25 protein-coding genes and 1 pseudogene are annotated in these 24,891 nt (G+C 68.7%); 11 read left to right on the top strand and 15 right to left on the bottom strand.

Annotation, left to right across the window (positions count from 1 at the left end; genetic code table 11):
• Nucleotides 1-278 (bottom strand): annotated as a pseudogene (locus tag AB0J64_RS52230) (hypothetical protein); the annotation flags it as partial.
• Nucleotides 279-544: 266 nt separating this feature from the next.
• Between AB0J64_RS52230 and AB0J64_RS52225 the strand changes: the two are divergent.
• Together AB0J64_RS52225 and AB0J64_RS52220 are read left to right on the top strand one after the other, a co-directional pair.
• Nucleotides 545-1,984, top strand: coding sequence for a helix-turn-helix domain-containing protein (locus tag AB0J64_RS52225; RefSeq protein WP_364045198.1), 1,440 nt, complete (start codon nucleotides 545-547; stop codon nucleotides 1,982-1,984).
• 32 nt (nucleotides 1,985-2,016) lie between these two features.
• Entirely contained in the window at nucleotides 2,017-2,943 is a 927-nt protein-coding gene (locus AB0J64_RS52220; RefSeq protein WP_364045196.1) for a glucosyl-3-phosphoglycerate synthase, read from the top strand.
• A 10-nt stretch (nucleotides 2,944-2,953) separates the two neighbouring features.
• Here the strand turns inward: AB0J64_RS52220 and AB0J64_RS52215 are convergent, their stop codons facing one another.
• Both AB0J64_RS52215 and AB0J64_RS52210 read right to left on the bottom strand, forming a co-directional pair.
• The gene (locus tag AB0J64_RS52215; RefSeq protein WP_364045194.1) at nucleotides 2,954-4,153 is read right to left on the bottom strand and encodes a low temperature requirement protein A; all 1,200 of its coding nucleotides are present in this window, start codon (nucleotides 4,151-4,153) and stop codon (nucleotides 2,954-2,956) included.
• Nucleotides 4,154-4,203: 50 nt separating this feature from the next.
• Complete coding sequence (locus tag AB0J64_RS52210) at nucleotides 4,204-4,776, bottom strand: TetR family transcriptional regulator (protein WP_364045193.1); 573 nt, start codon at nucleotides 4,774-4,776, stop codon at nucleotides 4,204-4,206.
• Nucleotides 4,777-4,863: 87 nt separating this feature from the next.
• Between AB0J64_RS52210 and AB0J64_RS52205 the strand changes: the two genes are divergently transcribed.
• From AB0J64_RS52205 to AB0J64_RS52195, 3 genes are all read left to right on the top strand, one after another.
• Nucleotides 4,864-6,054, top strand: a complete 1,191-nt coding sequence (locus tag AB0J64_RS52205) for an MFS transporter (protein WP_364045191.1) — start codon at nucleotides 4,864-4,866, stop codon at nucleotides 6,052-6,054.
• Between the two features lie 75 nt (nucleotides 6,055-6,129).
• Nucleotides 6,130-7,338 carry an acyl-CoA dehydrogenase family protein gene (locus tag AB0J64_RS52200; RefSeq protein ID WP_364045189.1) on the top strand — a complete coding sequence of 403 codons (1,209 nt, stop codon included), beginning with the start codon at nucleotides 6,130-6,132 and terminating at the stop codon, nucleotides 7,336-7,338.
• 93 nt (nucleotides 7,339-7,431) lie between these two features.
• Nucleotides 7,432-7,623 carry a hypothetical protein gene (locus AB0J64_RS52195; protein ID WP_364045187.1) on the top strand — a complete coding sequence of 64 codons (192 nt, stop codon included), beginning with the start codon at nucleotides 7,432-7,434 and terminating at the stop codon, nucleotides 7,621-7,623.
• A gap of 275 nt (nucleotides 7,624-7,898) precedes the next feature.
• Here the strand turns inward: AB0J64_RS52195 and AB0J64_RS52190 are convergent, their stop codons facing one another.
• From AB0J64_RS52190 to AB0J64_RS52135, 12 genes are all read right to left on the bottom strand, one after another.
• The gene (locus AB0J64_RS52190) at nucleotides 7,899-8,633 is read right to left on the bottom strand and encodes a FadR/GntR family transcriptional regulator (RefSeq protein ID WP_364045185.1); all 735 of its coding nucleotides are present in this window, start codon (nucleotides 8,631-8,633) and stop codon (nucleotides 7,899-7,901) included.
• Nucleotides 8,624-9,523 (bottom strand): aldo/keto reductase, encoded by a 900-nt coding sequence (locus AB0J64_RS52185; RefSeq protein WP_364045183.1) that lies wholly within the window; start codon nucleotides 9,521-9,523, stop codon nucleotides 8,624-8,626. Before AB0J64_RS52185 ends, AB0J64_RS52190 begins: the two co-directional genes overlap by 10 nt.
• Nucleotides 9,524-9,570: 47 nt before the next feature.
• Nucleotides 9,571-10,680: a sugar kinase gene (locus tag AB0J64_RS52180; RefSeq protein WP_364045181.1), complete on the bottom strand. Its 1,110-nt coding sequence runs from the start codon at nucleotides 10,678-10,680 to the stop codon at nucleotides 9,571-9,573.
• Nucleotides 10,677-11,141: a hypothetical protein gene (locus tag AB0J64_RS52175; protein WP_364045179.1), complete on the bottom strand. Its 465-nt coding sequence runs from the start codon at nucleotides 11,139-11,141 to the stop codon at nucleotides 10,677-10,679. The genes AB0J64_RS52180 and AB0J64_RS52175 overlap by 4 nt, the downstream gene beginning before the upstream one ends.
• The gene (locus tag AB0J64_RS52170; RefSeq protein WP_364045177.1) at nucleotides 11,138-11,899 is read right to left on the bottom strand and encodes an SDR family oxidoreductase; all 762 of its coding nucleotides are present in this window, start codon (nucleotides 11,897-11,899) and stop codon (nucleotides 11,138-11,140) included. Before AB0J64_RS52170 ends, AB0J64_RS52175 begins: the two co-directional genes overlap by 4 nt.
• Nucleotides 11,896-12,939, bottom strand: coding sequence for an alcohol dehydrogenase catalytic domain-containing protein (locus AB0J64_RS52165; RefSeq protein ID WP_364045175.1), 1,044 nt, complete (start codon nucleotides 12,937-12,939; stop codon nucleotides 11,896-11,898). The genes AB0J64_RS52170 and AB0J64_RS52165 overlap by 4 nt, the downstream gene beginning before the upstream one ends.
• The gene (locus tag AB0J64_RS52160) at nucleotides 12,936-13,373 is read right to left on the bottom strand and encodes an RbsD/FucU domain-containing protein (protein ID WP_364045174.1); all 438 of its coding nucleotides are present in this window, start codon (nucleotides 13,371-13,373) and stop codon (nucleotides 12,936-12,938) included. The genes AB0J64_RS52165 and AB0J64_RS52160 overlap by 4 nt, the downstream gene beginning before the upstream one ends.
• A complete protein-coding gene (locus AB0J64_RS52155) occupies nucleotides 13,364-14,266 on the bottom strand; it encodes an amidohydrolase family protein (protein ID WP_364045172.1) in 903 nt (300 codons plus the stop codon). Before AB0J64_RS52155 ends, AB0J64_RS52160 begins: the two co-directional genes overlap by 10 nt.
• The gene (locus tag AB0J64_RS52150; protein WP_364045170.1) at nucleotides 14,259-15,584 is read right to left on the bottom strand and encodes an L-fuconate dehydratase; all 1,326 of its coding nucleotides are present in this window, start codon (nucleotides 15,582-15,584) and stop codon (nucleotides 14,259-14,261) included. Before AB0J64_RS52150 ends, AB0J64_RS52155 begins: the two co-directional genes overlap by 8 nt.
• An 89-nt stretch (nucleotides 15,585-15,673) precedes the next feature.
• Entirely contained in the window at nucleotides 15,674-16,717 is a 1,044-nt protein-coding gene (locus AB0J64_RS52145; protein WP_364045168.1) for an ABC transporter permease, read from the bottom strand.
• Nucleotides 16,710-18,272 carry a sugar ABC transporter ATP-binding protein gene (locus AB0J64_RS52140; protein WP_364045166.1) on the bottom strand — a complete coding sequence of 521 codons (1,563 nt, stop codon included), beginning with the start codon at nucleotides 18,270-18,272 and terminating at the stop codon, nucleotides 16,710-16,712. The genes AB0J64_RS52145 and AB0J64_RS52140 overlap by 8 nt, the downstream gene beginning before the upstream one ends.
• Before the next feature lie 45 nt (nucleotides 18,273-18,317).
• Nucleotides 18,318-19,379, bottom strand: coding sequence for a sugar ABC transporter substrate-binding protein (locus AB0J64_RS52135; protein ID WP_364045164.1), 1,062 nt, complete (start codon nucleotides 19,377-19,379; stop codon nucleotides 18,318-18,320).
• Between the two features lie 645 nt (nucleotides 19,380-20,024).
• Between AB0J64_RS52135 and AB0J64_RS52130 the strand changes: the two genes are divergently transcribed.
• The 6 genes from AB0J64_RS52130 to AB0J64_RS52105 all read left to right on the top strand — a co-directional run bounded on the left by AB0J64_RS52130 (nucleotide 20,025) and on the right by AB0J64_RS52105 (nucleotide 24,801).
• Complete coding sequence (locus tag AB0J64_RS52130; RefSeq protein ID WP_364045162.1) at nucleotides 20,025-20,162, top strand: hypothetical protein; 138 nt, start codon at nucleotides 20,025-20,027, stop codon at nucleotides 20,160-20,162.
• 237 nt (nucleotides 20,163-20,399) lie between these two features.
• Nucleotides 20,400-21,149 carry an SDR family oxidoreductase gene (locus AB0J64_RS52125; protein ID WP_364045160.1) on the top strand — a complete coding sequence of 250 codons (750 nt, stop codon included), beginning with the start codon at nucleotides 20,400-20,402 and terminating at the stop codon, nucleotides 21,147-21,149.
• Nucleotides 21,150-21,473: 324 nt separating this feature from the next.
• Complete coding sequence (locus AB0J64_RS52120; RefSeq protein ID WP_364045159.1) at nucleotides 21,474-21,908, top strand: Rrf2 family transcriptional regulator; 435 nt, start codon at nucleotides 21,474-21,476, stop codon at nucleotides 21,906-21,908.
• Nucleotides 21,909-21,993: 85 nt separating this feature from the next.
• Nucleotides 21,994-22,419: a nuclear transport factor 2 family protein gene (locus tag AB0J64_RS52115; protein ID WP_364045157.1), complete on the top strand. Its 426-nt coding sequence runs from the start codon at nucleotides 21,994-21,996 to the stop codon at nucleotides 22,417-22,419.
• Between the two features lie 1,486 nt (nucleotides 22,420-23,905).
• Nucleotides 23,906-24,169, top strand: a complete 264-nt coding sequence (locus AB0J64_RS52110) for an RICIN domain-containing protein (RefSeq protein WP_364045155.1) — start codon at nucleotides 23,906-23,908, stop codon at nucleotides 24,167-24,169.
• A gap of 23 nt (nucleotides 24,170-24,192) precedes the next feature.
• Entirely contained in the window at nucleotides 24,193-24,801 is a 609-nt protein-coding gene (locus AB0J64_RS52105; protein WP_364045153.1) for a glycoside hydrolase family 43 protein, read from the top strand.
• Nucleotides 24,802-24,891 lie beyond the last annotated feature (90 nt).

Raw genomic sequence — 24,891 nt, 5'->3', positions numbered from 1 at the left:
ATCCGGAGCTCGCGGTCCCCCACCGCCTTGATCGACCAGACGTCGTCGAAGAGCGGGTTCGGGCTGCGCCACGTCCGGCCGGACGCGTAGTCCTCGGTGTGCAGCAGGTCCCACAGCCGCTCGGCGCCCAGCCGGGCCAGCGTGTGCTCCTCCTGCACGCTGCCGCGCAACCTGATCACGTCTTCCGCGCGGTACGTGCGCTCGACGCCCTCCCAGCGAGGGTCGTTGTCCCATTCGTCCTGCAGCTGCTCAGCAGCTCCCTTGAGGCGATCGATCATGGTTCACTCCTTTTCGTCCCCTGGGGCTCACGCCGAGTCTGTGCCCCGGCACGCCCGCCCCATAGTCGAGAACGTGCAGAAGAATCGCGTAATTTTCCTGAATGTGTATTACTCGCGGGTATTCAACTGTGAAGAAATCCATAGTTTTCTCTTTGGCCTAGACCAATCCGAGTGACCCGACGCGTGCCGGAAGGCTCTAGAAAATGGGCCGAATTTCTGCCTAAGATGCCCGCATGGCGCCCTTGCTAGGTGAAGAACCGCTGTCTTTGACGCAGGAGCTCGATCTCATCGCGTTTGGCCAGCGCCTGCGCCACCTGCGCAAACAGCGCGGTCTCACCCTGTCGGACCTCGGTTCGCGCGTCAGCAGGGCGCCCAGCCAGCTGTCGCTGCTGGAGAACGGCAAGCGCGAGCCGAAACTCTCCCTGCTGAAGGCGCTGGCCGCCGCCCTCGGCGTGCCCGTCGAGGAGCTGCTGCGCCGCCAGGCGCCCAACCGCCGCGCGCAGCTCGAGATCGCGCTGGAGGAGGCGCAGCGCGACCCCATCTACGCCGCGCTCGGGCTGCCGCGCCTGAAGGTCTCCGCCCGTGTGCCGAACGACGTGCTCGAACACATTCTCGGCCTGTACGGAGAGCTGCGCGCCCGTCAGGCCCGCGGCACCGCCACCCCGGAGGAGGCCAGGGCCGCCAACGCCGAGCTGCGGCGCAGGCAGCGCGAGGTGGGCAACTACTTCGGTGAGATCGAGCAGGCCGCCGCCAAGGCGCTCGACGCGGTCGGCTACCGTACGGGCGCCCTGTCCCAGAGTATGATCCAGAGCCTGGTCACGCACTTCGGCTACACGGTGCACACCGCGCAAGATCTGCCCCGGTCCGTACGTTCCATCACCGACCTCCGCAACCGCCGCATCTACGTCAAACACGAGCAGCTCGGCATGCACACCCCGCGCACGATCCTGCTCCAGACCCTCGGCCACCTCGCGCTCGGCCACGGCAAGCCGCGCGACTTCGCCGACTTCCTGCGCCAGCGCACCGAGGCCAACTACTTCGCCGCCGCCGTCCTCGTCCCCGAGCGGACGGCCGCGCTCTACCTCCAGGAGGCCAAGGCCGACCGGGCGCTGTCGGTGGAGGACCTGCGGGACGTCTTCGCGGTCTCGTACGAGATGGCCGCCCATCGCTTCACCAACCTGGCCACCCACCACCTGGGCCTCGTCTGCCACTTCGTGCGCAATGACGCCGGTGGCACCATCTACAAGGCGTACGAGAACGACGGCATCGTCTTCCCGGCCGACGAGCAGGGGGCCATCGAAGGGCAGCGGATGTGCCTGCAGTGGTCGGGGCGGCAGGTGTTCGCCTCGCCCGATCGGTTCTCGGTGTACTACCAGTACTCCGACTCGCCCACCGGGACCTACTTCTGCGTGGCGCACGTGGATCCGTCGCGCGAGCGGGACTTCGCGATCACGCTGGGGGTGCCGTACAAGGAGTCGCGCTGGTTCAGGGGCCGCGAGACCACCAACCGCACCAGATCCGGCTGCCCCAACGGCGACTGCTGCCGCCGCCCGCCCGCCGAGCTGTCCGAACGCTGGGAGGGGTACGCCTGGCCGTCCGCCCGCGCCAACTCCCACGTGCTGGCCGCGCTGCCGCCGGGCTCGTTCCCGGGGGTGGACGAGGCCGACGTGTATACGTTCCTGGAGCGGCACGCCACGACCGCATAAGCTGAAATGTGGGATACGGGGGGAGGTGTCGCATGCTTCCTGAAGTGCGGGGATGGTTGCGGCGCCGTACTTCGTCCGCCGCGGACTGGCCGCTCCGGGACCTGAAGGCCGTCAAGGGGCGGACCACGGTGAGCGTGGTGCTCCCGGCCCGCGACGAGCGGGAGACCGTGGGCGAGATCGTCAGAGTGATCCGGCGGGAGCTGGACGGGCTCGTGGACGAGATCGTGGTGATCGACTCGCGTTCCTCCGACGACACGGCGCTCGTGGCGGCGCGCGCGGGGGCCTGCGTGCACGCGCAGGACGAGATCCTCCCTCAGCTCACGCCGCTGGACGGCAAGGGCGAGGCGCTCTGGAAGTCGCTGGCGGTGACCTCGGGGGACGTGCTGGTGTTCGCCGACGCAGATATCCGGAAATTTCGCGCTTCGTTGATATTTGGCCTGCTCGGGCCGCTCCTCGCGGACCCCACCGTGGTGTACGCCAAGGGTGTCTATGACCGCCCGTTGTACGACACCTCCAACGGCGGCGGCCGCGTCACCGAGCTCGTGGCCCGCCCGCTGATCAACCTCCACTGGCCACAACTGGCCGGTTTCGTCCAGCCCCTGGCCGGCGAGTACGCCGGCCGCCGCTCGGCCCTGGAGCGGGTGCCGTTCCTCACCGGGTACGGCGTGGAGCTCGGGCTCCTGATCGATCTGCTGGACCTGGCCGGGCTGGACGCGCTCGCCCAGGTGGACCTGGGGTCGCGCGAGCACTCCCCGCAGTCGACCGAGGCGCTCGGGGGGATGGCCTCCCAGATCATGCTGGCCGCGTGGTCACGGCTGCGGCGGCAGGGCAAGATCCGTGACTGCCACGAACCTTCGGAGCGGTTGGCGCAGTTCCGCAGGGGGTCGGACGGACACGACGTCCTCTTGCGCGACATCGGGATAGGCGAACGCCCACCCATGATCACCATCACCACATGAACGCTTGCTGTCACGTCACCGCCGTCGACCCGGACTTCCGGCGTACGGACGCCGCCGCGTGCTGGGTCACCACGATGAGCGCGATCATCACCGCCGCGATCAGCGGCAGCGGCAGGCCGGTGAACGGCGTCGCCAGCACCGCGGCCACCCCCGCGAGATAGGAGCCGTCCACCACGGGACCGGGGCGATGCGGCCGCACATGCACCAGCCACAGGCTGATGAGGAAGACGGCCACCGGTACGGCGACCGCCGCCCCGGCCCCGAAGGAGCCGATATGTGCCTCATGGGTGTGGAAGTCGACGCTCACCGCCAGCCCCGCGCCGATCGCCGCGGCGGAGGAGAAGATCAGATAATGGCCGTAGCCCCAGCGGAAAGCGACCTTGTTCGACGTCAGCAACAGGTGGGCGGAGCGGGAGAAGTACAGCCACCACATCGCGAAGACGATGACCATGCCGCTGAGCGCCACCGACAGCAGCGGACCCGCGTCGAGCCGCCGCTCCAGCCCGGTCTGGACGGCGATGGTGGCCGCGAGGATGGACTCGCCGAGGACGATGATCGTGAACAGGCCGTAGCGCTCGGCGATGTGATGCGGATGCCAGGTGGTGGACCAGAACCGTTCGGCCCAGACCGGCACCGCCAGCTCCGCGAGCACCAGCACGAAGAAGGCCGCCAGCCCTGTCTGCTCGGGCAATGCCAGCCGGGCGATCCAGCCGACCTGGACCACCGCCAGCCCGGACGCGTACCGCAGCGCGCTGCGCCGCCCCTCGACGTGCCCCTGGGCGGCGCGCAGCCAGAGCAGCACGAGCGCCACCCGCATCACCACGTAACCGACGGTGACCAGCGTGAAGTCCCTGTCCTGCAGGGCCCGCGGGATCCCGGCGGCGAGGACGAGCACCCCGGCCATCTGCACGAAGATCAGCAAGCGGTACGCCGTGTCGTCGGTGTCGTATGCGGAGGCGAACCAGGTGAAGTTCATCCACGCCCACCAGATCGCGAAGAACACCATCGCGTAGCCGAGCACGCCCGTGCCCGCATGCCCCTCGGACAGCGCGTGATGGAGGGTGGCGGCGGCCTGCGCCACGGCGACCACGAAGCACAGATCGGACAGGAGCTCCAGCGGGGTGGCGACCCGATGCGGCTCGGCGGGGTCACGCCCGGCCATCCTGCGCCACAACGGCGCCCCGCTCCCGCCCTCAGATGTGCCGCCCATCACTGTGTTCCCCCCGCTGTCGCTCATCGTGGCGTGCTCCCAAGCCGCCGTTACTTGAAGCCGGCTGCCACGATCTCGGCGATCTGCTCCCGCATGGCCTCGTGGTCGTCCGCGGCATCTCCCAGGATGATCCGTCCGAGCTGCGGCAGCATCGACGGCAACAGAGCCAGTCCCGTCAGCAGGAACACCATCCGTGCCACCCTGGGGGAGGGCTCCACCCCAAGTCCCTCTGCCAGCGAGCGGGTCTTGCGGCCACACCGCTCCACCCGCGCCTCCTGGCCGGGCAGCAGCTGCGGGCCGCGGTAGTTGAGCGCCTCCCACATCAGCAGCCGTACCAGCTCGGGATGCGTGTGGTAGTAGTCCGTCAGCCTGGCCACGTAGTCCGCGGGGTCGCCGCCGGGGAGCGCGATCCGGGTGGTCAGATCGTCGAGTGCCTCGGTGATGACGGCGTCGAACAGCTTCTCCTTGCTGCCGAAATGCCCGTAGATGCGCTCCTTGTTGACGCCGGCGCGCTCGGCGATGCGATCCACGCGGGCGCCTGCCACGCCGTACGCGGCGAACTCCTCCCGCGCGGCCTCCAGCAGGGCGGCGCGCGTGGCGGCGGTCGAGACCTTGGGTGCCATGCCGCCCATCATAGCCACCAACCAGTTGGTTGCAATCCAATCATCCAGTTGACATCCAACTAGTTGGTTGGTGTACCGTCCGGAGACATGGCGACAACCACTCCTTACGCGCCGCCCACCCTCGCGGCGGCCGCACCGGTCCGCGCCCCGTTCGGGCGCACGATGACGGCGTTCACCCTCACCGCTGTGCTGGTCAGCGGCCAGTTGTACGTCGTGATCCCGCTCCTGCACGACATGGCCGCCGGCTGGGGTTCCTCGCCGGGCGGGCTGACCTGGCTGGTGACCGCGTTCGGCATCGGGTACGGCGCCGGCTTCCTGGTGTTCGGCCCACTTTCCGACCGTTATGGGCGCCGCAGATTGCTGATGATCGGACTGCCGCTGGCCGCGCTCACCTCGGCGGCGGTGGCGTTGAGCCCGTCCCCCGAGGTCGCGTTCGCGTTGCGGGCGATACAGGGGCTGGCGGTGGCGATGTTCCCGCCCGCCGGCATGGCGTACCTGGCCGAACGGGTCGAGCCGCGCCGGCGGGTGATCGCGATCGCGGCGGTGACCGGCGCGTTCCTTGCCTCCGCCGTGGTGCTCCAGGTCGCCGCCCAGCTGCTGGTGGGCGCGATCGGCTGGCGCGGGCTGTTCCTGCTGTCGGCGGCCGGCTTCTCCCTGGCCTTCCTGGGCGTGCGGGCGGTCATGCTGCCCGACCTGCCGCGCGAGGGCGCCGGTTCGCTGCTGTCGGTCTATCGGGCGGTGCCTGGCCTGCTGTTTCACCGCGTCCTCGGGCTCCGGTACGTCGCCACGATCATGTTGATGGTGGGCTTCGTGGCCGTTTACACCGGTCTGCAGATCTACGGTGTGACGTCGTCCTCCGACCTGCTGACGCTCCGGGCGGCCGGGCTCCCCTCGATCGTCCTGATGCCGCTGCTCATGCCCTGGCTGGCCCGGATCCCCACGACGATCAGGGCGGCGGCGTTCATGGCGGCCGGCGCCCTCGCGCTCGCGGCCGTGGGCCTGACCGGCGCGGCCGCGCTGGTGCTGCTGCTCGCCGTCTACGTCGCCGCCATCACCGGCGGCCTGCCCAGCATGAACGAGTCCATCTCCGCGGGCGCGGGCCAGGCGCGGGGAACCGCGCTGTCGCTGTTCTCCTTCGCCCTCGCGGTCGGCGGCAGCGTCGGACCGCAGGTAGCCGCCGCGTTCGGGGGATTCACCCCGCTGATGTACGGCCTCGCGATCGGCATGGCGCTGGCGGCCCTGGCCGTGCTCGTGTCCGCGAGATCACCCAGACACTGAAGCCGGGCATTCCATCCCATGGCTACCGGCCGGTAATGTGTTACCAACGGTAACCCGTCTGAGGAGAGTACGCACATGGCCGGCTTCTGCCTGGAGCCCAGCGCTGACGTGGTCGAGGTACGCGACTGGGTGCACGAGTTCGCCCGCGACGTGATCCGCCCGGCGGGCGCCGAGTGGGATGAGCGGGAGGAGACCCCCTGGCCGGTCATCCAGGAGGCGGCCAAGATCGGCCTGTACTCCCTCGACTTCTTCGCCACCCAGTGGTTCGAGGAGAGCGGGCTGGCGCTCCCCGTGGCGTTCGAGGAGATCTTCTGGGGCGACGCGGGCATCGGCCTGGCCATCGTCGGCACCGGCCTGGCCGCCGCCGCCCTCGCGGCGAACGGCACCCCGGAGCAGATGGGGGAGTGGCTGCCGCAGATGTTCGGCACGGAGAACGACGTCAAGCTGGGCGCTTTCTGCGCCTCGGAACCGGACGCCGGCTCCGACGTCGGCGCCATCCGCACCCGCGCCGTCCACGACCGGGGCGACTGGGTGCTGGACGGAGTCAAGACCTGGGCCACGAACGGCGGCATCGCCAACGTCCACGTCGTCGTGGCCTCGGTCGACCCGTCGCTCGGCACCCGGGGCCAGGCGTCCTTCGTCATCCCGCCCGGCACACCCGGTCTGTCCATGGGCCAGAAGTTCCGCAAGCACGGGATCCGCGCCTCCCACACGGCCGAGGTGGTCCTGGACGGCGTGCGCGTACCGGGCTCCTGCCTGCTCGGCGGCAAGGACAAGCTGGACGCCCGGCTGGCGCGCGTACGCAATGGGGAGCGGGCGGGCGAGCAGGCGGCGATGCGCACGTTCGAGACCACCCGCCCGTCGGTCGCCTCCATGGCCGTGGGCATCGCGCGCGCGGCCTTCGAGTACGCCAGGGACTACGCCCGCGAGCGGGAGCAGTTCGGCCGCAAGATCGGCGAGAACCAGGCGATCGCCTTCCTCCTGGCCGAGATGGCCACGCGGGTGGACGTGGCCCGCCTGCTGACGTGGCGGGCGGCCTGGATGGCGCGCAGCGGCCGGCAGTTCACGCAGGCGGAGGGGTCGATGTCGAAGCTGGTGGCGGGGGAGACGGCGGTGTGGGTGACGGAGCAGGCGATCCAGATCCTGGGCGGCGCCGGTTACACCAGGGAGCACCCGGTCGAGCGCTTCCACCGGGACGCCAAGATCTACACCATTTTCGAGGGCACGTCGGAGATCCAGCGACTGATCATCGGCAGGGCGGTCACCGGCCTGCAGGTTCGTTGAAATTCCCGATCATTTGAGCGTCTGGAGCATCCGCCCACGTGGCACGTCGGCCGCACCGGTGTCGGCCGGTTCGGGGGAATGTCCCCTGGCCCGGTGCCGGCGCCGGTGACCACGATGGCCTGGCGGCTGGCGCACATCATCGTCTCCTGCCTGGGCTATCGGGTCGGATGGCACTTCGGCGGGCAAGACGTGGACTTCCAGACATTCGCCTACGCGGGGACCGCTGACGAGCGGTTTCCCATGGAGGGCATCGTCGAGCTTCGGAAACCTACCTGGACTCCGTGACGCTCCGTGGCCGAAACCGGCCTCGCCGGACCGCTGTCGGCTCTCGGCCATGCGGGCCGCGAGCAGGTTCCGGCCACGCTTGAGCGGGCGCCGTGGCCAAACGTGAGATGCGGTACGGCAGGTCGGTCGAGGTCGAACCGGGCGGGGTCGGCGAACACTTCAGCGTCGTGCTCGGCCGCTCCGGTGTCTGGGCGTCCGTAGGACTGGCGTCACCCAGTAGACGGGATCGGTGTCTGCCTAGGTCACTGCTCGTTGTGGTCCATGGCCCGCGTCGGTCAGGTTTCGGTGCCGTGCGCCGTCGGCGTTTCATAGGACAGGGATTCGGTGGAGCGCAGGTACTCCCTCAATCCCTGTTCGGTGCTGTTGACGTGCATCAGCGCGGCGGCCTGGCTGAGAGCGGCGTCACGGTTGGACAGGGCCATGAAGATCGCCTCGTGCTCGGCGAGGGTACGGCCCGAGGCCTGGGCGTCGACGAGGCCACGCCAGATGCGGGCGCGCAGGGTACGGCCGGAGATGGCCTCCAGGAGGGTGAGCAGCGTGTCGTTGCCCGTGGCTGAGACAACGGCACGGTGAAACGCCGCGTCGTGGGCGTTGAGCCGTTCGACGTCGTCGCGGGCCTCACGCATGGCGTCCAAGTGCTGTTTCACCTCGGCGAGTTGCTCGTCGGAGATCCGGATCGCGGCCAGTGCGGTGGCGACCGGTTCGAGGAGCCGACGCACCTCCATCAGATCCTGCAGGGCGGCCGAGTCGCCCTGCAGCAGTTCCACAGCCCCGCCCAGACCCTCGAAGAGCAGGCTCGGCTGCAGGCTGGTCACGTACGTGCCGTCCCCCCGCCGGATCTCCAGGACTCGGGCGACGGCCAGTGCCTTGACCGCTTCGCGGGCGAGGTTGCGGGACAGGCCGAGTTGAGCGGCCAGGTCCGGTTCCGGTGGCAGCTTCGAACCCGGCGGCAGCGCGCCGGTGCGGATCAGCTCACGGATCTGCGCTATGGCCTTGTCGGTCAGCGACAATGCGAACTCCTCTTGTGACCCTTCTCCGCGGGCACACCCGATCTGATCAATCCTTGGGCACGAAGATCCTCCCAGAGACCTTCGGGGATGCGCTGACGGTGGAGTTCCGCGTTCCGCGCGACCTGCTCAGCACTCCGCATGCCCAGGGTGACGTTGATGATACGGGGATGGGTGTACGGAGAGGCAATCGCCGCGGCTGGGAGCGTTGTGCCGTGCGCCGCGCAGACCTCGGCGATCGCCAGGGCACGGGCCACCAGGGCAGGCGGCGCATCCCGGTAGTCGTACTTCATGCCCTCGGCTGGCCGGTCGAGGGAGAGCAGCCCCGAATTGAACACCCCGACCGCCACCACACTTTTGTTCAGTTCCTGGGCGGCGGGCAGGACGTCGTCCAACGCCGACTGGTCGAGCAGAGTGTAGCGGCCGGCGAGTATCACCACGTCGGCGGCCTTCCTCCAGTGGTCGTCGGGGTCGTGCAGGTAGACGACGTCCAGACGGTCGAGGCCCGTGCGCTTCAGTGTCGCCTCGATGGAGCGCAGTACCCCGTCGCGGCTGAAGTCCCACTGCCTGCGCAGGTCGTCCCGGACCGCAAAACCCTCGTTGTCGATCCCGCGCGGCTGCTCGTCGGTCACGAGCAGACGGCCCACTTTGGACGATAGGACGTACTCGTTCCGCGGGCGGTCCCGCAGTGCGGCGCCCAGGCGGTGCTCGGACAGGCCCAGGCCGTAGTGGGGTGCTGTGTCGAAGTACCGGATGCCTTCGTCCCAGGCAGCTTCGACCGCGGCTGCCGCGTCGGGGGTCGGTGTGACGCGGTAGAGGTTGCCTATGACGGAGGCCCCGAAGCCGAGTTCGCTGAGCTCGACGGAGGTGTTTGTGATCTTCCGGTGTCGCAAGGTGTGCTCCTTGGGGGTGCGGAGTCAGGCGGCCGCCGGCTGGCGTATCAGCGTCTGACCGCGGCTGAGACACCCGCCATGAGCGCCTCGACCTCGGCGAGCGACGCCATGGAGACGTCGCCGGGCGTGGTCATGGTGAGGGCGCCGTGAGCAGTGCCGTAGGCGAGGGCGCGCTTGAGAACGGGGGCCTCGACAGACAGCGTCGGCCCGGACGCCGTCGGCAGGCCGCCTTCCTCCCCGCCGGTCAGCAGCCCGTAGATCAGGCCGGCCGCGAAGCCGTCGCCGGAGCCGATGCGGTCCAGGACGTGGAGACCGGGCAGCTCGGGGCCGGTGACGAAGCCGGTCCGCGCCGACCAGGCGGCCGAGGACCAATCGTTCACCCCGGCGGAGGGAACCTCGCGTAGGGCCGTCGCCAGCACCTTCGCCTCGGGCGCCAGGGCGGCTACCTCGGCGAGCGCCTCCGGCACCTCGTCGGCCGCGATGCGGGTCGTCCCAGGGCGCCTCCCGGCCAAGCCCAGGGCGCCCACCACGACGTCCGCGTGCCGGGCGATCCGCAGGTCCACCTCGCGCGCCCGGTCGGCGCCGCCTCGGCCGTCCCAGAGGCTGGGCCGGTAGTTGGGGTCGTAGGAGACCGTGACGCCGTGCCGCCGTGCCGCCGTCATCGCCTCCTCGGCCACCTCCACCGTGGTGTCCGACAGACCGGCGAAGATGCCACCCGTGTGGAACCAGCGCGGGCCCACCGCGAAGACGGCGTCCCAGTCGATGTCCCCCCTACGCAGCTGTGACACGGCCGTGTTGGCGCGGTCGCTGACGCCAAGCGCGCCCCGGATGCCGAAGCCGCGCTCGACGAAGTTGAGGCCGTTGCGGACGGCGCGGCCGATGCCGTCTCCGGGGACCCAGCGGATCAGGGTGGTGTCGACGCCGCCCTGCAGAATCAGATCCTCGACCAGCCGTCCCACCGCGTTGTCGGCCAGGGCGGTCACGACAGCCGTGCGCAGACCGAAGCAGCGGCGTAGACCCCGTACGACGTTGTACTCGCCGCCACCCTCCCAGACCTGGAAGGAGCGGGCAGTGCGGATCCGGCCCTCGCCCGGGTCGAAACGCAGCATCACCTCGCCAAGTGCGACCACGTCGATGCCGGGGAGGTGCGCGGTCATGCCCTGCTCCTCTCCACGGCATCGGCGGTCACCTGCCGGATCTCCGCATAGTTCTCCAGCTCCACATGGGCGGTGGTGGCCATCCAGCTGCCGCCGACGGCGACGACCGCGGCCTCGGCGAGGCAGTCGGCCCAACAGGCGGCATCGATGCCGGGCACGTTCAGTGCCTGGCACGTGGCGACGACTTCCTCGTCGAAGCCGGGCGAGAGCACGAAGCGGGCGCCGGCCGCCACGGCGCGCTCCGCCTCCTCGGGGGAGAGCACGGTTCCGGCGCCGACGGTCAACCCGCCGTGCGCCGCCATCGCCTTGATCACCTGCTCGGCGTCGGCGGTCCGGAAAGCGCACCGCGCCCCGCCCGCCGTGAGCGCGTCGGCCAACGGGCCGGCGACTGAGGCGGACGGGACGGTCAGCACCGGTATGATCCCGGCACCGCCTGGCACGGAGGCCAGGTCAACGGTCATCGACCTAGCCATCCGCCGTCGACGGGCAGGACGGCGCCGTGCACATAGGCGGCGGCGTCGGAGGCCAGGAACACAGTGGCGCCCGCGAGATCGTCGGCGGTGCCCCACCGCCCGGCCGGGATGCGGTCCAGGATCGCCCGGCTGCGCGCCGGGTCGTCCCGGAGGGCCTGGGTGTTGTCGGTGGCGATGTAGCCGGGCGCGATGGCGTTGACGTTGACGCCGTGCGGGGCCCACTCGTTGGCCAGGGCCTTGGTCAGGCCTGTGATGCCGTGCTTGGCGGCGGTGTAGCCGGGCACATTGATGCCGCCCTGGAAGCTGAGCAGCGACGCCGTGAAAAGGATCTTCCCGTAACCTCGGGACACCATCGCCGCGCCCACCGCCCGGGTCAGCGTGAACTGGGCGCTGAGGTTGACCTGGAGGACCAGCTCCCAGTCGGCGTCGGGGTGTTCGGACGCCGGGGCACGGCGGATGGTGCCCGCGTTGTTGACCAGGATGTCCACCGGTCGCTCACGTCCGGCGAGGTCCGTGGCCAGGGCCCGGACGGCCTCGGCGTCGGCGAAGTCGGTGCGGATCGCCTCGAAGGTACGGCCTGCGGCAACGACGTCCTTCTCAACGGCGCTGCCGGACTCCTCCAGGTTCGCGCTGACGCCGATGACGTCGGCGCCGGCCTCGGCGAGCGCACGGGCCATGGCCCGGCCGATGCCGCGTCGGGCGCCGGTGACGACGGCAAGTCTGTCCGTGAGGTCGAAGGCGGTCATACGGCTGCTCCCTGTGCGTCGTCGGTGCAGTCCACGAGGATCTTCATCACGTCGCCGCCCGCTTCGAGCGCCTCGAACGCGGCGGGCGCCTCCGTGAGCGGAACCACCTTGCTGATCAGCCGCTCGGCGGGGATGGTGGCGTCGGCAACCAGCCTGACCGCCTTCTCGAAGTCGGAACGGTCGTACAGCCTTGCGCCGATGAGGGTCAGTTCGCGCCAGAAGAACCGATGCAGGTTGACCTCTCGAGGCCGGGGGTGGATGGCCACGAGGCACAGCCGGCCGCGTACGCCCAGCACCTCGACTGCGGTGTCCACACCGCCTGCCGCGCCGGAGACCTCGAAGGCCACCTCCGCGCCCGCGTCGCCGGTCCACTGCCGGACCAGTCCGGGCACGTCCTCGACAGCCGGGTTCCAGGCGGTCAGTCCCAACTCCTGCGCCAGGGCCCGCCGGTGGCCGCTCGGCTCCACCACGCGGACTTCGGCACCAGCGGCGCGTGCGACGAGCGCGATCAGGATGCCGACGGGTCCGCCGCCCACGACGACCACTCGCTCGCCGTCCCGCACTCGGGCCCGGCCGACGTCGTGTACCGCCACCGCAGTGGGTTCGACGAGCGCGGCGCGGTCCAGGGGGAGCGAGTCGGGCAGCCGTACGAGGGTGGCGGCGGGAACGATCCAGCGCTGCTGCATCGCGCCCGGGGAGTCGATGCCGATGAAATCGAGGTGCTGGCAGATGTGCTGGTTGCCTGCGCGGCAGGCGGGGCAACTGTCATCCCAGCGCAGCGGCATCACGGTGACCGCGTCGCCGGGCCGCCAGCCTTCGACGTCCGGCCCGACGCGGAGGACACGGCCCGACATCTCGTGCCCGAGGACCGCGGGTGTGCTGACCCGGGCGTCCATGTCGCCATGGAAGATGTGCAGATCGGTGCCGCAGATGCCGACGTAGGCAGGGGCCAGCTCGACCTCACCCGGTCCGGGGAAGGTGGGTTCGGCGGGCGCCGTGTCGAGGGTTCGGGCGGCGGTGTAACGGACGGCGAGTGTCATCGTGTTGTCACGGTCCTTTCAGCGCGAACGCCGATGGTCAGCAGGAGGTTCGCGTAGGTACGGATGTCGGCGGTGACGATCGCCAGCGCCAGGTCGGGTGAGCGGGCGGCATCGTAGAACTCGAAGCGGCTGAGTGCCTCGACCGGAACAGAGGCCAGCCTGGAGCGGTACTCGGTGATGGCCGGCGGCTCGGGTACGTCCTCGGGTGGCACCATCACCTGGGCCGACTCGACGGGCAGGGCCCGCAACAGGACGTCGAGCACGGTGGTGACGTCGAGCAGGCCGGGAGCCAGATTGAGGTGAACCGTCCTGGCCCGCTCTCCGGTGGCGGTGCTGGCGGGGTAGTGGCCATCGGCGAGCAGGACGCGGGCGCCGTGGCCGGCTCCGGCCAGGGCTTCGAGGATTCCGGGGTGCAGCAGCTCGGTCAGGAGCATGGAGCAGCTCTCCCATCGAGGGCGGGTGTCAGCCGGTAGAAGGCAGTCGCAGTGTCGGCGAGCACGGCGTCGGTCTCGCCGGCGGAGCAGCCGTTCAGGAGTTCCTCGACGGTGGCGGCCCAGCGGTTCCATCCCCCCGCCAGGACGCAGACCGGCCAGTCGGAGCCGAACATCAGCCGCTCAGGGCCGAAAGAGGAGAGCAGGACGTCCCACACCGGGCGGAGGTCAGCGATCGTCCACTTGTCGTGGTCGGCCTCCGTGACCAGCCCGGACACCTTGCACCGCACCTGCGGGTGCCTGGCAAGCAACCTCACGTGCTGGTTCCAGTCGACCAGATCACGCTGGACGATGGGGGGCTTGCCTGCGTGATCCAGGACCAGCGGCAGGTCCGGGAGGCGTTCGGCCAGGCGGATCGCCTGGGAGAACTGGTGGCTGCGGATGAGCACGTCGTAGCCGAGTCCGCGCTCCTGCACCGCTCGCAACCCCCGCTCCACGGCGGGGCGTTGCAGCCATTCCGGGTCGGACTCGCCTTGGACGATGTGCCGCACGGCTCGCAGATACGTCCCTCCGGGCCCGGCCCGCAGATCGTCGAGCACGTCACCGATAGCCGGGGAGGTCAGATCCGCCCAGCCGACGACCGCGCCGATCAGCGGGTTCTCGTCGGCCAGAGCCAGCAGGTCGCGCGTCTCGGGCACGGACGTGACGCACTGGACGACCACCGTGCTTGTCAGCCGTCGGCCGGCGATGAGCCGGGTCGCGGTCGATCGCAGGTCGTCGGGGCCGAAGCTGCGGCGAATCGGCTCGTGGCCGGCCTGGTCCAGCCAGGGCTGCGGGTGGTGATCGAGGTTCCACACGTGGTGGTGGGCGTCGACCAGAGGCCGGGTGTCAGACACGGGCAGTCCAGACCGGGCCGTCGGGGTAGGTGTACTCCTTGAGGGACTCCGGGTGCATCTGCGCGCTGAGTCCGGGCAGAGTCGGGGCGAGGTAGTGACCGTCCTCAATGCGGACCGGATCGACGAAGTGCTCGTGCAGGTGGTCGACGTACTCGATGACCCGGTCCTCGACCGTGCCCGAGACGGCGACGTAGTCGAACATCGACAGGTGCTGCACCATCTCGCACAGCCCCACACCACCCGCATGCGGGCAGACCGGCACCCCGAACTTGGCGGCGAGCAGCAGGATCGCGATGTTCTCGTTCACGCCGCCCACCCGTGCCGAGTCGATTTGCACGATGTCCACCGCGCCCGCCTGGAGGAGCTGCTTGAAGACGACCCGGTTGGCGATGTGCTCACCGGTGGCGACCTTGATGGGGCTGACGGCCGCGCGGACCGCGGCATGTCCGAGGATGTCGTCCGGAGAGGTGGGCTCCTCGATCCAGTACGGCTCATAGGGGGCCAGGGCGCGCATCCAGTCGATGGCGGGCTGCACGTCCCATCTCTGGTTGGCGTCGACTGCGATGCGGATGCCCTCGCCCACCGTCTCACGAGCGGTGCGCATGCGCCGTACGTCGTCCTCGAGGTCCGCGCCGACCTTCAGCTTGATCTGGGTGAAGCCGTCGGCGACGGCCTCGCGGGCGAGGCGGGCCAGTTTCTCGTCGGAGTAGCCGAGCCAGCCAGGGGTGGTGGTGTAGGCGGGGTAGCCGCGCTCCAGCAGGTGGGCGATGCGCTCCTGACGGCCCGGTTCGGCACGGCGCAGGATCTGAAGTGCCTCCTCGGGAGTAAGAGCATCGCTCAGCCAGCGGAAGTCGACTTGGGCGACCAGCTCCTCTGGCGACATCTCGCCGAGGAACCGCCAGACGGGCTTTCCAGCCCGCTTGGCCGCGAGGTCCCAGGCGGCGTTGACGACGGCGCCGGTGGCCATGTGGATGGCGCCCTTCTCCGGGCCCAGCCAGCGCAGTTGGGGGTCGTGGACGAGGGAGCGGGAGAATGCGCCGAGGTCGGCGCAGACCTCGGCAACGGACAGTCCGATCACGTGTGGGGAGAGGGCCGCGATGGCGGCGGCCTGGACGTCGTTGCCGCGTCCGGTGGTGAAGGCCAGGGCGTGGCCCTCCAGTCCGTCACCGGCGTCGGTGCGCAGGATGACATAGGCGGCCGAGTAGTCGGGTTCGGGGTTCATCGCGTCCGATCCGTCCAGATGCTCGGACGTCGGGAACCGGACGTCCATGACGTCGAGTGCGGTGATGCGGGCGGATGCGGACACAGCGGAGGACATGACAGCGACTCCTGTGGCGGCAGGCGGCGACACGGCCCCCTGCGACGGAACAAAGATGGGCGGCGTACGGCGGCGTGGGGCCGCCCGGTTCACTCCTGGACCTTGCCGCCCGTGATGCGGGAGATGGTCAGCGCGACCAGGATGATCAGGCCGTTGAGGGCGCCGATCCACTGGGCGGGGACGCCCGCGAGGGTGAGCACATTCTGGATCATGAAGAGCAGCAGGATGCCGCTGAAGGCGCCGAACATGGTGCCCTTGCCGCCGTTGAGGCTGATCCCGCCGATGACGGCGGCGGCGAACACGGTGAAGATGTAGCCATTGCCCTGCGCGGAGGCGACGGAGGCCAGGCGCCCGGACAGCATGAGTCCGGCCAGGGCGGCCAGCAGGCTGCCGGTGACGATGACGATCCACAGCACCCGGTCGGTGCGGATACCGGCGGTCTTCGCCGCGTCGACGTTGCCGCCGATGGCGTACAGCGAGCGGCCGAAGCTGGTCCAGCCCAGGGCGACGATCGCGACGGCGAACAGCGCCAGGCAGATCCAGATGGAGGCGGGTATCCCGAACCACTGGGCGGTGCCGAGGTAGAGCATCGACTCGGGCAGTTGGAAGAAGGTCTGGCCGCCGGAGATGCCGGTGAGGACACCGCGCAGGACGATCAGCATGCCGAGAGTGACGATGAAGCCGTTGAGACCGAAGCGAATGATCAGCAGGGCGTTGACCACGCCGATGAGCGCACCCACGGCGAGCGTGATGGGGATCGACCAGGCGCCGGGAAGGAGCCCGAGGCCGGGTCCGACGCCGGACGGCACCACCAGCAGGGCGGCGACGCCGGGCGCGAGGCCCATGGTGGACTCCAGCGACAGGTCCATCTTCTTGACGATCAGGATCATCGTCTGGGCGAGGACCAGCAGGGCTATCTCGGACATGGTCTGCAAGACGTTGATCAGGTTGTCGACCTGGAGGAAGACCGGGTTGACGATCTGGCCGACGACCGCGATGACGACGATCGCGGGGACCAGGGCGAGGTCGCGCAGCCGGGCGATGGGTATCCGGCCACCGAACAGCCCCTTCCGCCCGGCCCCGGGCTTCGTGGGCTTGGGGGCGGGCGTGTCCGCGAGGGCGGTTTCAGGCATTGAGGTCCACTCCTTCCATCGCGGCCACAAGGTCGTGGTCGTGCCAGCCGCGGGCGATCTCTGAGGTCACTCGGCCCTGGAACATCACCAGGACCCGGTCGCACATGCGCAGGTCGTCGAGTTCGTCGGAGGCGATGAGCACTCCGGTGCCGCCTTCCGCGGTCTCCTCGACCTTGCCGAGGAGGAATTCCTTGGACCGCACGTCCACGCCTGCGGTCGGGTTGATCAGTACCAGCAGCCGGGGGTCGTCGGCGAGAGCGCGGGCCATGACGACCTTCTGCTGGTTGCCCCCGGACAGTGCCGAAACCGGCAGGTCGGGGCCCGAGGTCTTGATCGCCAGTTTCTCGATCATGCCCTCGGCGAGCCTGTCCCGGAGGCCGCGGCTCAGGAATCCGCCCCGGCGGAGCCGTTTGGGCACGGACAGCGTGGCGTTGTCCGCGATCGACATGTCGGGGACGAAGCCCTGGTGGTGCCGGTCCTGCGGGACGAACCCGGCGCCTGCGGCGAGTGCGGCGGGTACGCTGCCCGGCTGGGGCCGCCGCCCGGCGATCTCGACCTCGCCGTCGGCGGCGGCACGCAGCCCCACGACGGTCTCGGCGACCTCGATGCGACCGCTGCCGGCGGCTCCCGCCAGGCCGACGATCTCGCCGGCGCCCACCTTGAAGGTGACATCCTCGTAGGCCTCGCCACTGAGGCCCCGGACACTCAGCGCCGGCGCCGCGCCGACGTCGAGGGCGCTCGCCCGTTCCTCGCGCCTGTCGGCCGCCGCCTCGCCGGTCATGGCGGCGATGAGTTCGGTGCGGGGAAGTTCGGTGACCGGTGCGGTCAGGATGTGCCGGGCGTCCCGGAACACCGTCACCATGTCGCAGATCTCGTAGATCTCCTGGAGGTGGTGGCTGATGAACAGGAAGGTCACGCCCTGGCGTTGCAGATCGCGTATCCTCTCGAAGAGCCGGTTGATCGCCGCGCCGTCGAGCTGCGCGGTCGGTTCGTCGAGGATGATGAACCGGGCTCCGAAGGACAGCGCGCGGGCGATCTCGACGAACTGCCGCTGTTCCACGCTGAGATCGCCGGCCGGAGCTTGCGGATCCACGTCCACCGACCACGTCGACAGCAGCTCCTGCGCCTGGCTGCGCACACCCTGCCAGCTGATCAGCCCACTCCGGCCGTGCTCATGCCGGTTCAGGAAGAGGTTCTCGGCGACGGTCAGCGTGGGGATGATCGTCGACTTCTGGTAGACACAGGCCACCCTCTGCCGCCAGGCGTCGCGGTCCGCGAGCCGGGGCGCCGGGCTGCCGCCGAAGGTCACCGTTCCCTCGTCCGGGGCCTGCAGGCCCGTCAGAACGGACACCAGTGTCGACTTGCCGGCCCCGTTGCGGCCGACGAGCGCGTGCGTCTCGCCATGCCTGATGGTGATCCTGGCGCCGTGGAGAGCCACCGTCGCACCGAATCGTTTGACAATGCCCGTCGCCTCGACGACGGGCGGGTCCGCCGGGACCCGTCCGTCGTCCGCCAGGGCGGGTGTGGAGCGGACTGCTCGCTCCCCGTCGCTCATCTCAACCGCCTTGTTCTCGGAAGCTGTTGGGTTGCCGACGGAATGTCAGCCAAGGTTGTTGCCCCACAGGGACTTGTCGTCGCTCTTGAGGCTGGAGATCCCGCCGTAGGTGCCGCCGTCGGCGGTGACGAGCGGGGCGGAGAGCTGGTCCTCCAGCAGCCCGTCGCGGACCTGGATGATCGTGCTGTCGTGGTCGGTCTTGCCGGCCTTGAACGTCTTCCCGTCCATCGCGGCCTTGAGGTAGTACAGGGCGTACTTGGCGTAGAGGTCGGCCGGCTGGGAGACGGTGGCGTCGATCTTGCCCGCGGCGATGGACTTGAGCTCTTCGGGGATGCCGTCGTTCGAGACGACGAACACGTGCTTGCTGTCCTCGGGCCCGACCAGGAGGCCCTTCTGGTTGAGCACTTGGAGCGTGCCAGACAGGGCGAAGCTGGACTGCATGTAGACGCCCTTGATGTCCGGGTTGGCGGTCAGGTCTGTCTGAAGCTTCTGCGCAGCGACGGCGCCGTCCCAGTTGGTGGCCTCTCCGAACACCTTGATGTCCGGGTAGTTCTTCTTCATGCAGTCGTTGAACGCCTCGGTGCGGTCACGGCCGTTGATGGAGGCAAGGTCGCCTTGGAGCATGACGACCTTGCCCTTGCCGCCCAGCTTGGCGCCCAGGTACTGGCACGCCTTCTCGCCGTAGGCACGATTGTCGGCGCGGACGACCATGAAGACCTTGCCGGTGTCGGGGCGGGTGTCGACGGTGACAACCGGGATCTTCTTCGCCTCGAGCTGCGCGAGGGTCGGGGCGATGGCGGCGGTGTCCTGCGGGGCCATCGCCAGGCCCTTCACACCCTGGCTGATGAACGTCTGTGCGTTGGCGGTCAGCTTGGCGACGTCGTTCTGCGAGTTGGTGGTCTTGAGCGAGAGGCCGAGCTCCTTGGCGTACTCGGGCGTGTACTTGATGTACGAGTTCCAGAAGTCGGTGTCGGAGCGTGGGTAGTCGACGCCGATCAGCGGCGTGCCGCTCGACGTGGCCTGGGTGTCGGCGCTTCCGCATGCGCTGAGCAACACCAGTGCGGAGAGGGTGGAGGCGGCGGAGCAGAGGACAGTGCTGAGTCTCATCGATACTTCCTCGCGCTGATCCCGAAGCGGGAGATGTTTCGTATCGGCGACATCCGTGTGTCATCGACACGAAGAGATGGGATGTATATATAGGCGAACCTAGGGGGTGCTGTCTACCCCTCAAAGGCATACGCTAGGGAGGCGCAGCTAGAGCCCTGCCTCGAAGAGCGCGGGCGATTCCCGGTGGGCGAATCCATCCCATCAATGGTGTTGGGGTCTATGTCGCGATCCGGCCGTGCATCGTGGTAGAGGCATGCCTGTCTGATGGAGGGCGAATGGACAGTCGGACGCTGCTCACAGCTGTCGGCGGTAGGGCCGGGAGCTGGCGCGGTGCTCCTGCACCCAGCTCGCCGACGCCGTTCACCGCATGCGCTACGTACCTGCTGATCGGCGACTCCATCGGTGGACACCACGTTCGGCACCACGCCCAGCGCTTCCCCGGCGATGTGGCCGGTCCGCTGCTCGACCCTCCGCACGAGGATCAAAACGACTACCTCCCTGAGGACATCGTCGCCATCAACCAGACCCCGGACACCGAGATGGCGCTCCCAGAACTGGACGAGGCGAGGTGGCCTCCTGGCCCATTGCCATGCAGGAGGTGGCCGGCCTCGACAAGGTCGTCGACGAGGCCCGCCGCGCGGAAGGGTGCCTGACCTGCCCCTGATCGTGCTCACCGTCATGGCGATCGACCACGCACATGCGACATACACCTCCGAAGAGCTGATGCGTGCAGCGAAGACGTTCAAGTACGTCCTGCGGGCGCGGGACTGGCGCAGACCATGACGCACGGCGCGCACCGTGCGGTGACAACGGTGCCCCACGAGTGCGGACGGGGTCCGGCGACGCGGGCGGACGTCGAGCAGGCTGATGTTCTCGGACTCGCGCCCTGACTCCGACCAGGAAGCGGATAACTTGACACCCTTGATGTAACAAGTACTGTTACGACAGCTGTCACCGTGCCGCGGTGGTGGCTAAGCCGTAACCAACCAGTTCATCCACATACACAGCAGGAGTGCAGTCATGGGTCAGCTTGAGGGCAAGACAGCCGTCGTCACCGGCGCCACCACCGGTATCGGCCTGGCCGCCGCCCGGCGCTTCGCCGCGGAGGGAGCCCACGTGTTCATCACCGGCCGCCGTCAGGACGTTCTGGACGCCGCGGTCGCCGAGATCGGCCCCAACGCCACTGGGGTGCGTGCCGACGTGTCCGATCTGGCCGACCTCGACCGGCTCTACGCAGCGGTCGCCAAGCGCGGCCGCCCCGTGGACGTGCTGTTCGCCAATGCCGGTGGCGGAGAGTTCGCTCCTCTGGAGCAGGTCACCGAGCAGCACTTCGACACCACCTTCGGTATCAACGTGCGCGGCCTGCTGTTCACCGTGCAGAAGGCCCTGCCGCTGCTGGCCGATGGAGCCTCGGTGATCCTGACCGGCTCCACCACGGGCACCAAGGGCGCCGAGGCGTTCGGCGTCTACGCGGCATCCAAGGCCGCCGTCCGCTCCTTCTCGCGCACCTGGGCGAACGAGCTCAGGCACCGCGGCATCAGGGTCAACACCCTCGTACCCGGCCCGGTCGAGACCCCCGGCATCACCGGTCTGGCCGCAAACGAAGAGAAGGCCCAGCAGCTCAAGGCCCACCTCGCCGGCACCGTGCCGCTGGGCCGGATGGGCCGCCCCGAGGAGCCCGCCGCGGCCGCACTGTTCCTGGCCTCCGACCAGAGCACCTTCACCACCGGCAGCGAACTGTACGTCGACGGCGGCCTCAACCAGGTCTGACATCAGGGTGCGGCGATGCGTCTCCTCCCCATCGACCTGCCAGACGCCACTGGGCTGCTGACCTCACCGGCCTGCGCATCGGCGAAGCGGTCGCGCTGGACGCGGCCGACCTCGACCGGTGCCGACGATTGTGTCTGGGCCGCGCCGGACACGGCGTCCTCCGAGAAGGCGATGTGACACCTATCTGTCGCATCGCGGGGAGAGGCTTCCTTGCCGCGGGCCGAGCATGAAAATGATCACCTGGCGGGTTTTGCGGAGCCCGAGGATCAGGGATGGCAGGATAGTAGCAACAATTAATGTTGCGACTCCCGAGGAGGTGGCGGAGTGGGCGTCAACAGCAGGCTCACCATCGCGGCCCACATACTGACCTGGATGGAGATGCACCGACGCCAGGGGAACGAGATCTCCACGTCGGAGCAGATCGCGGGAAGTGTCAACACCAATCCCGTGGTCATTCGTCGGCTGTTGGGAGAGTTGCAGAAGGCGGGCCTCGTGGAGTCTCGACGTGGCGCGGGAGCCGGCTGGACGTTGAGCCGTGAGCTGGAGTCGATCACCCTGCTCGACGTCTATCAGGCGGTGGAGCCTGGCGTTCTGTTCGCGATGCACCGGTCGACGCCGAATCAGGAGTGTCCGGTGGGCGTGGGCATCCAACCGGCCATGCGGGGAATCTACGACCACATTGAAGAGACCGTGCGGGCCGAACTCGCCCGCACCACGCTCGCCGAGGTACTGCAGGGAGTACTGGCCGGCGCTGACTGAGGCGAATCCATCCAGGGGGAGCAGGCGCTGAAGGGCATTTTTTCTGGACTTAGACGTAACAAACTAAGTTACTTAGGGGGAAACGATGCTGGTGCCCACCAACGAGGCCGGCACGCGGGAGACAGTGGAGCGCTTCTTCGCGCTCTTGGGCGCCGGGGACCTCGACGGTATCGCTGACGCGTTCGCCGACGAGATCGACTGGTACGTGCCAGGCAGTGCGGAGGTCCCATGGACGGGGCCCCGGTCACGACGGGAACAGGTACCTGAATACTTCAGGCTCATGGGCTCCGCGTTCGTCCCGAGCAAGGCCGAGATGTCGATCGACAAGATCCTCGTCGACGGCTCCGACGCCGTCGTCCTGGCCGATCTGGGGCAGACGGTCGCGACGAACGGCCGCCGGTTCCGCATGCCCGTCGCCTTCCACGTCACCGTGATGGACGGTCTGATCGCACGCCTGTACTTGTACGAGGACACGTTCCTCGTCGCGAAGTCGCTAGGCAGTCTCGACTGACAGTGACGGTGTACCGAGCTGGGTGTAGCTCGTTTCAGTGACCAGAGCGATCAGCCGGTGAGGGGGGATATCCGTCCTGACAGTAGCTCTGGTGGACACGATCGCACTGCAGGTGTGTGTGGTGCGGGTGTCGGCCACCCGTACCACACACGGGCTCATCCCAGCCGTCGATCGGCGGCCACGGGCCCGGCGACCGCGCCCTGGCGCACTGTGCCGGGGCGCATGCCGGCGGCATCAGCATGGTGTCCTCGCAAGGCCAGCCGGCGGTTCGCCTTGCGCAGGCGGCAGGCTGCCCCACGGCCGCTCGCCGTCGTCACTTGAATCCCCTCGAAGGCTTACTCTTCGACGGTCAGACGCCGTTGCTCGATCAAGGACTGCCTGGTAGGGCGGAGGCTTGAACCCACGACCGACGGATTATGAGTCGTTTCGATTGGTGCCGCTCAGTGCCGCAGGATACCGTTCTCTATTGCTCTGTCCCACTATCGTCCCTGTTATCGTGTCGGGGAGTAGCGATGGATGTCGCACTGTATCGCGTACACGCGAGCAGCCACCGAGCAACCATGCGTGCTTGACCGTTGCCATATGCGCCATTTGTTCCTATCTCGCGTGCTGTTGAGCTGCCGAAAAAGGGCGAGCAGGCTGCCGGCGTGCCGAAAGTACCGGTCGGGACGGTTGACCGACTCCAGCGGCCGGGCACCTGCCGGCAGCGTCGCGGCGGAGGCCGGCGCGGCCGTGGTCACTGCACCGGAGCAGGCGAGGGTCGTGCGCGGCCATGATCGTCCCCCAGGTGCCGACCGTCATGAGAGTCTTCTGCTATTTGAGTGTCATCATCGCTGAAGCGCCGCTGAGCTAGACGTCGATGTGAATGGCAGGTGATCATTTGCCGACGGCAAAGCGCCAGCGCACGTCGAGGCGCCCATCAGCGTGAGCGATCACGTCAGATCAGTCAATACCCTGCTCAGGCAATTGGAAAGCGTATTCCCCTTTTTCTCGACCGGCTCTTGACAAGCCTTTTGGTTGCGTAAACACTCTGCGGCAAGACGCCTCAAACGTCGCGCACAACCCGGTCGTCCCAGTTCCCGCAAGGGGATCCTGTCTCATGTTCTTCGTTGGACCTACGGCTGTTTGTTAACGCTAACAAATGTTTCTGGCGCAGATTTCGGAGGGTGGTCCCGTGTCCCTGCGTTCAAAGCTCGCCGCGCCAATGATGGTCCCGTTGAGCTCGGTCGCCGCCGGCACGGCCGCACCGCCGGTCTCAGCGTCCGAACCAGTCCGGCAACGGCTACGCCGTCCACCTGGAGGTCAGCTCCGGCGCGGCCACCGGATGGAGCCCCGATCAAGCGAGGTACGCCACAGCCGCCAGCGTTTCCGGCTCGTGGACTGGGTGGACCAACGTAGGCGACGCGCGTCTACGTCCTGCTGGTGCAGGGCACCTCGACGACAAGTCTCTACATGGGCGACCGGCGGGCGCGCGCGGGACGGCCGCGTGAACGGCTCGCAGTACGTGCGGCTGCCGATCACGTCCGGGTCCGCGACGAGCATGAGCCTGAGCCGGCACTCGCAGATCACGATCGAGGTCGCCACCGGCGTGATCACGGGATCAGGCGCCACGCCGTCGTACCGGACCACGGCCCGGCACAGCGGCAAATGCTTGGACGTGTCCGGCGCCTCGACCGCCGACGGTGCCGACATCCAGCAGTACGCCTGCGGTAGCGGCACCAACCAGCAGTGGACCCGCACCTCCCCGTGACCGACCGCACGTTCGGAGCGACCATGACACACGTTTTGCGGAGACCGGCGCTGATCGGCCTGGCCGGCGTGCTGCTACTCGCCCTCGGTCTCACTGTTCTCGAACGCCCCGCCAAGGCCGCCGATCCCTACACCGCCTACCTGATGGCGCACTTCACCGGCGAGAGCGCCAACGGCGAGCAGATCTACTTCGCCACCAGCACCGATGGCCTGCACTGGACCGACCTCAACAGTTCTCTACCGGTGCTTACCTCCAGCATCGGCGAACTCGGCGTCCGTGACCCCGCCATCGTCCGCTCGCCGTCCGGCGACCGGTTCTACCTGATCGCCACCGACCTGCGCATCGCCGCCGGCAAGGGCTGGGACGTCGCCCAGCACGACGGCAGCACCTCGCTGGTCGTCTGGGAGTCGCCCGACCTTGTCACCTGGTCGGTGCCGCGCCTGGTGAACGTGGCCGGGGCCATCCCCGACGCCGGCTGTGCGTGGGCGCCCGAGGCGATCTACGACCCGGCGACCGGCGACTACGTCGTCTACTGGGCGACGATCTCGCCGCGCAATGGCGTCGACAAGGCCCGCATCTACTACTCCCGCACCCGCGACTTCCGCACGTTCACCGCCGCGCAGCTCTACTGAGGGGCCACGGTGATTCCGGACAGCCTTCTTATGGGCGTAGAGCCTATGCGGCTGTTTGGGTTGAGAGGGACTCGTTGAGTACTTCCAGGG

Origin of the sequence: Nonomuraea sp. NPDC049695, from assembly GCF_040674955.1 — a bacterium.
Classification (GTDB): domain Bacteria; phylum Actinomycetota; class Actinomycetes; order Streptosporangiales; family Streptosporangiaceae; genus Nonomuraea; species Nonomuraea helvata.
Note: the sequence above shows the minus strand (reverse complement) of the source record. Positions and strands in the feature narration are given on the sequence as shown.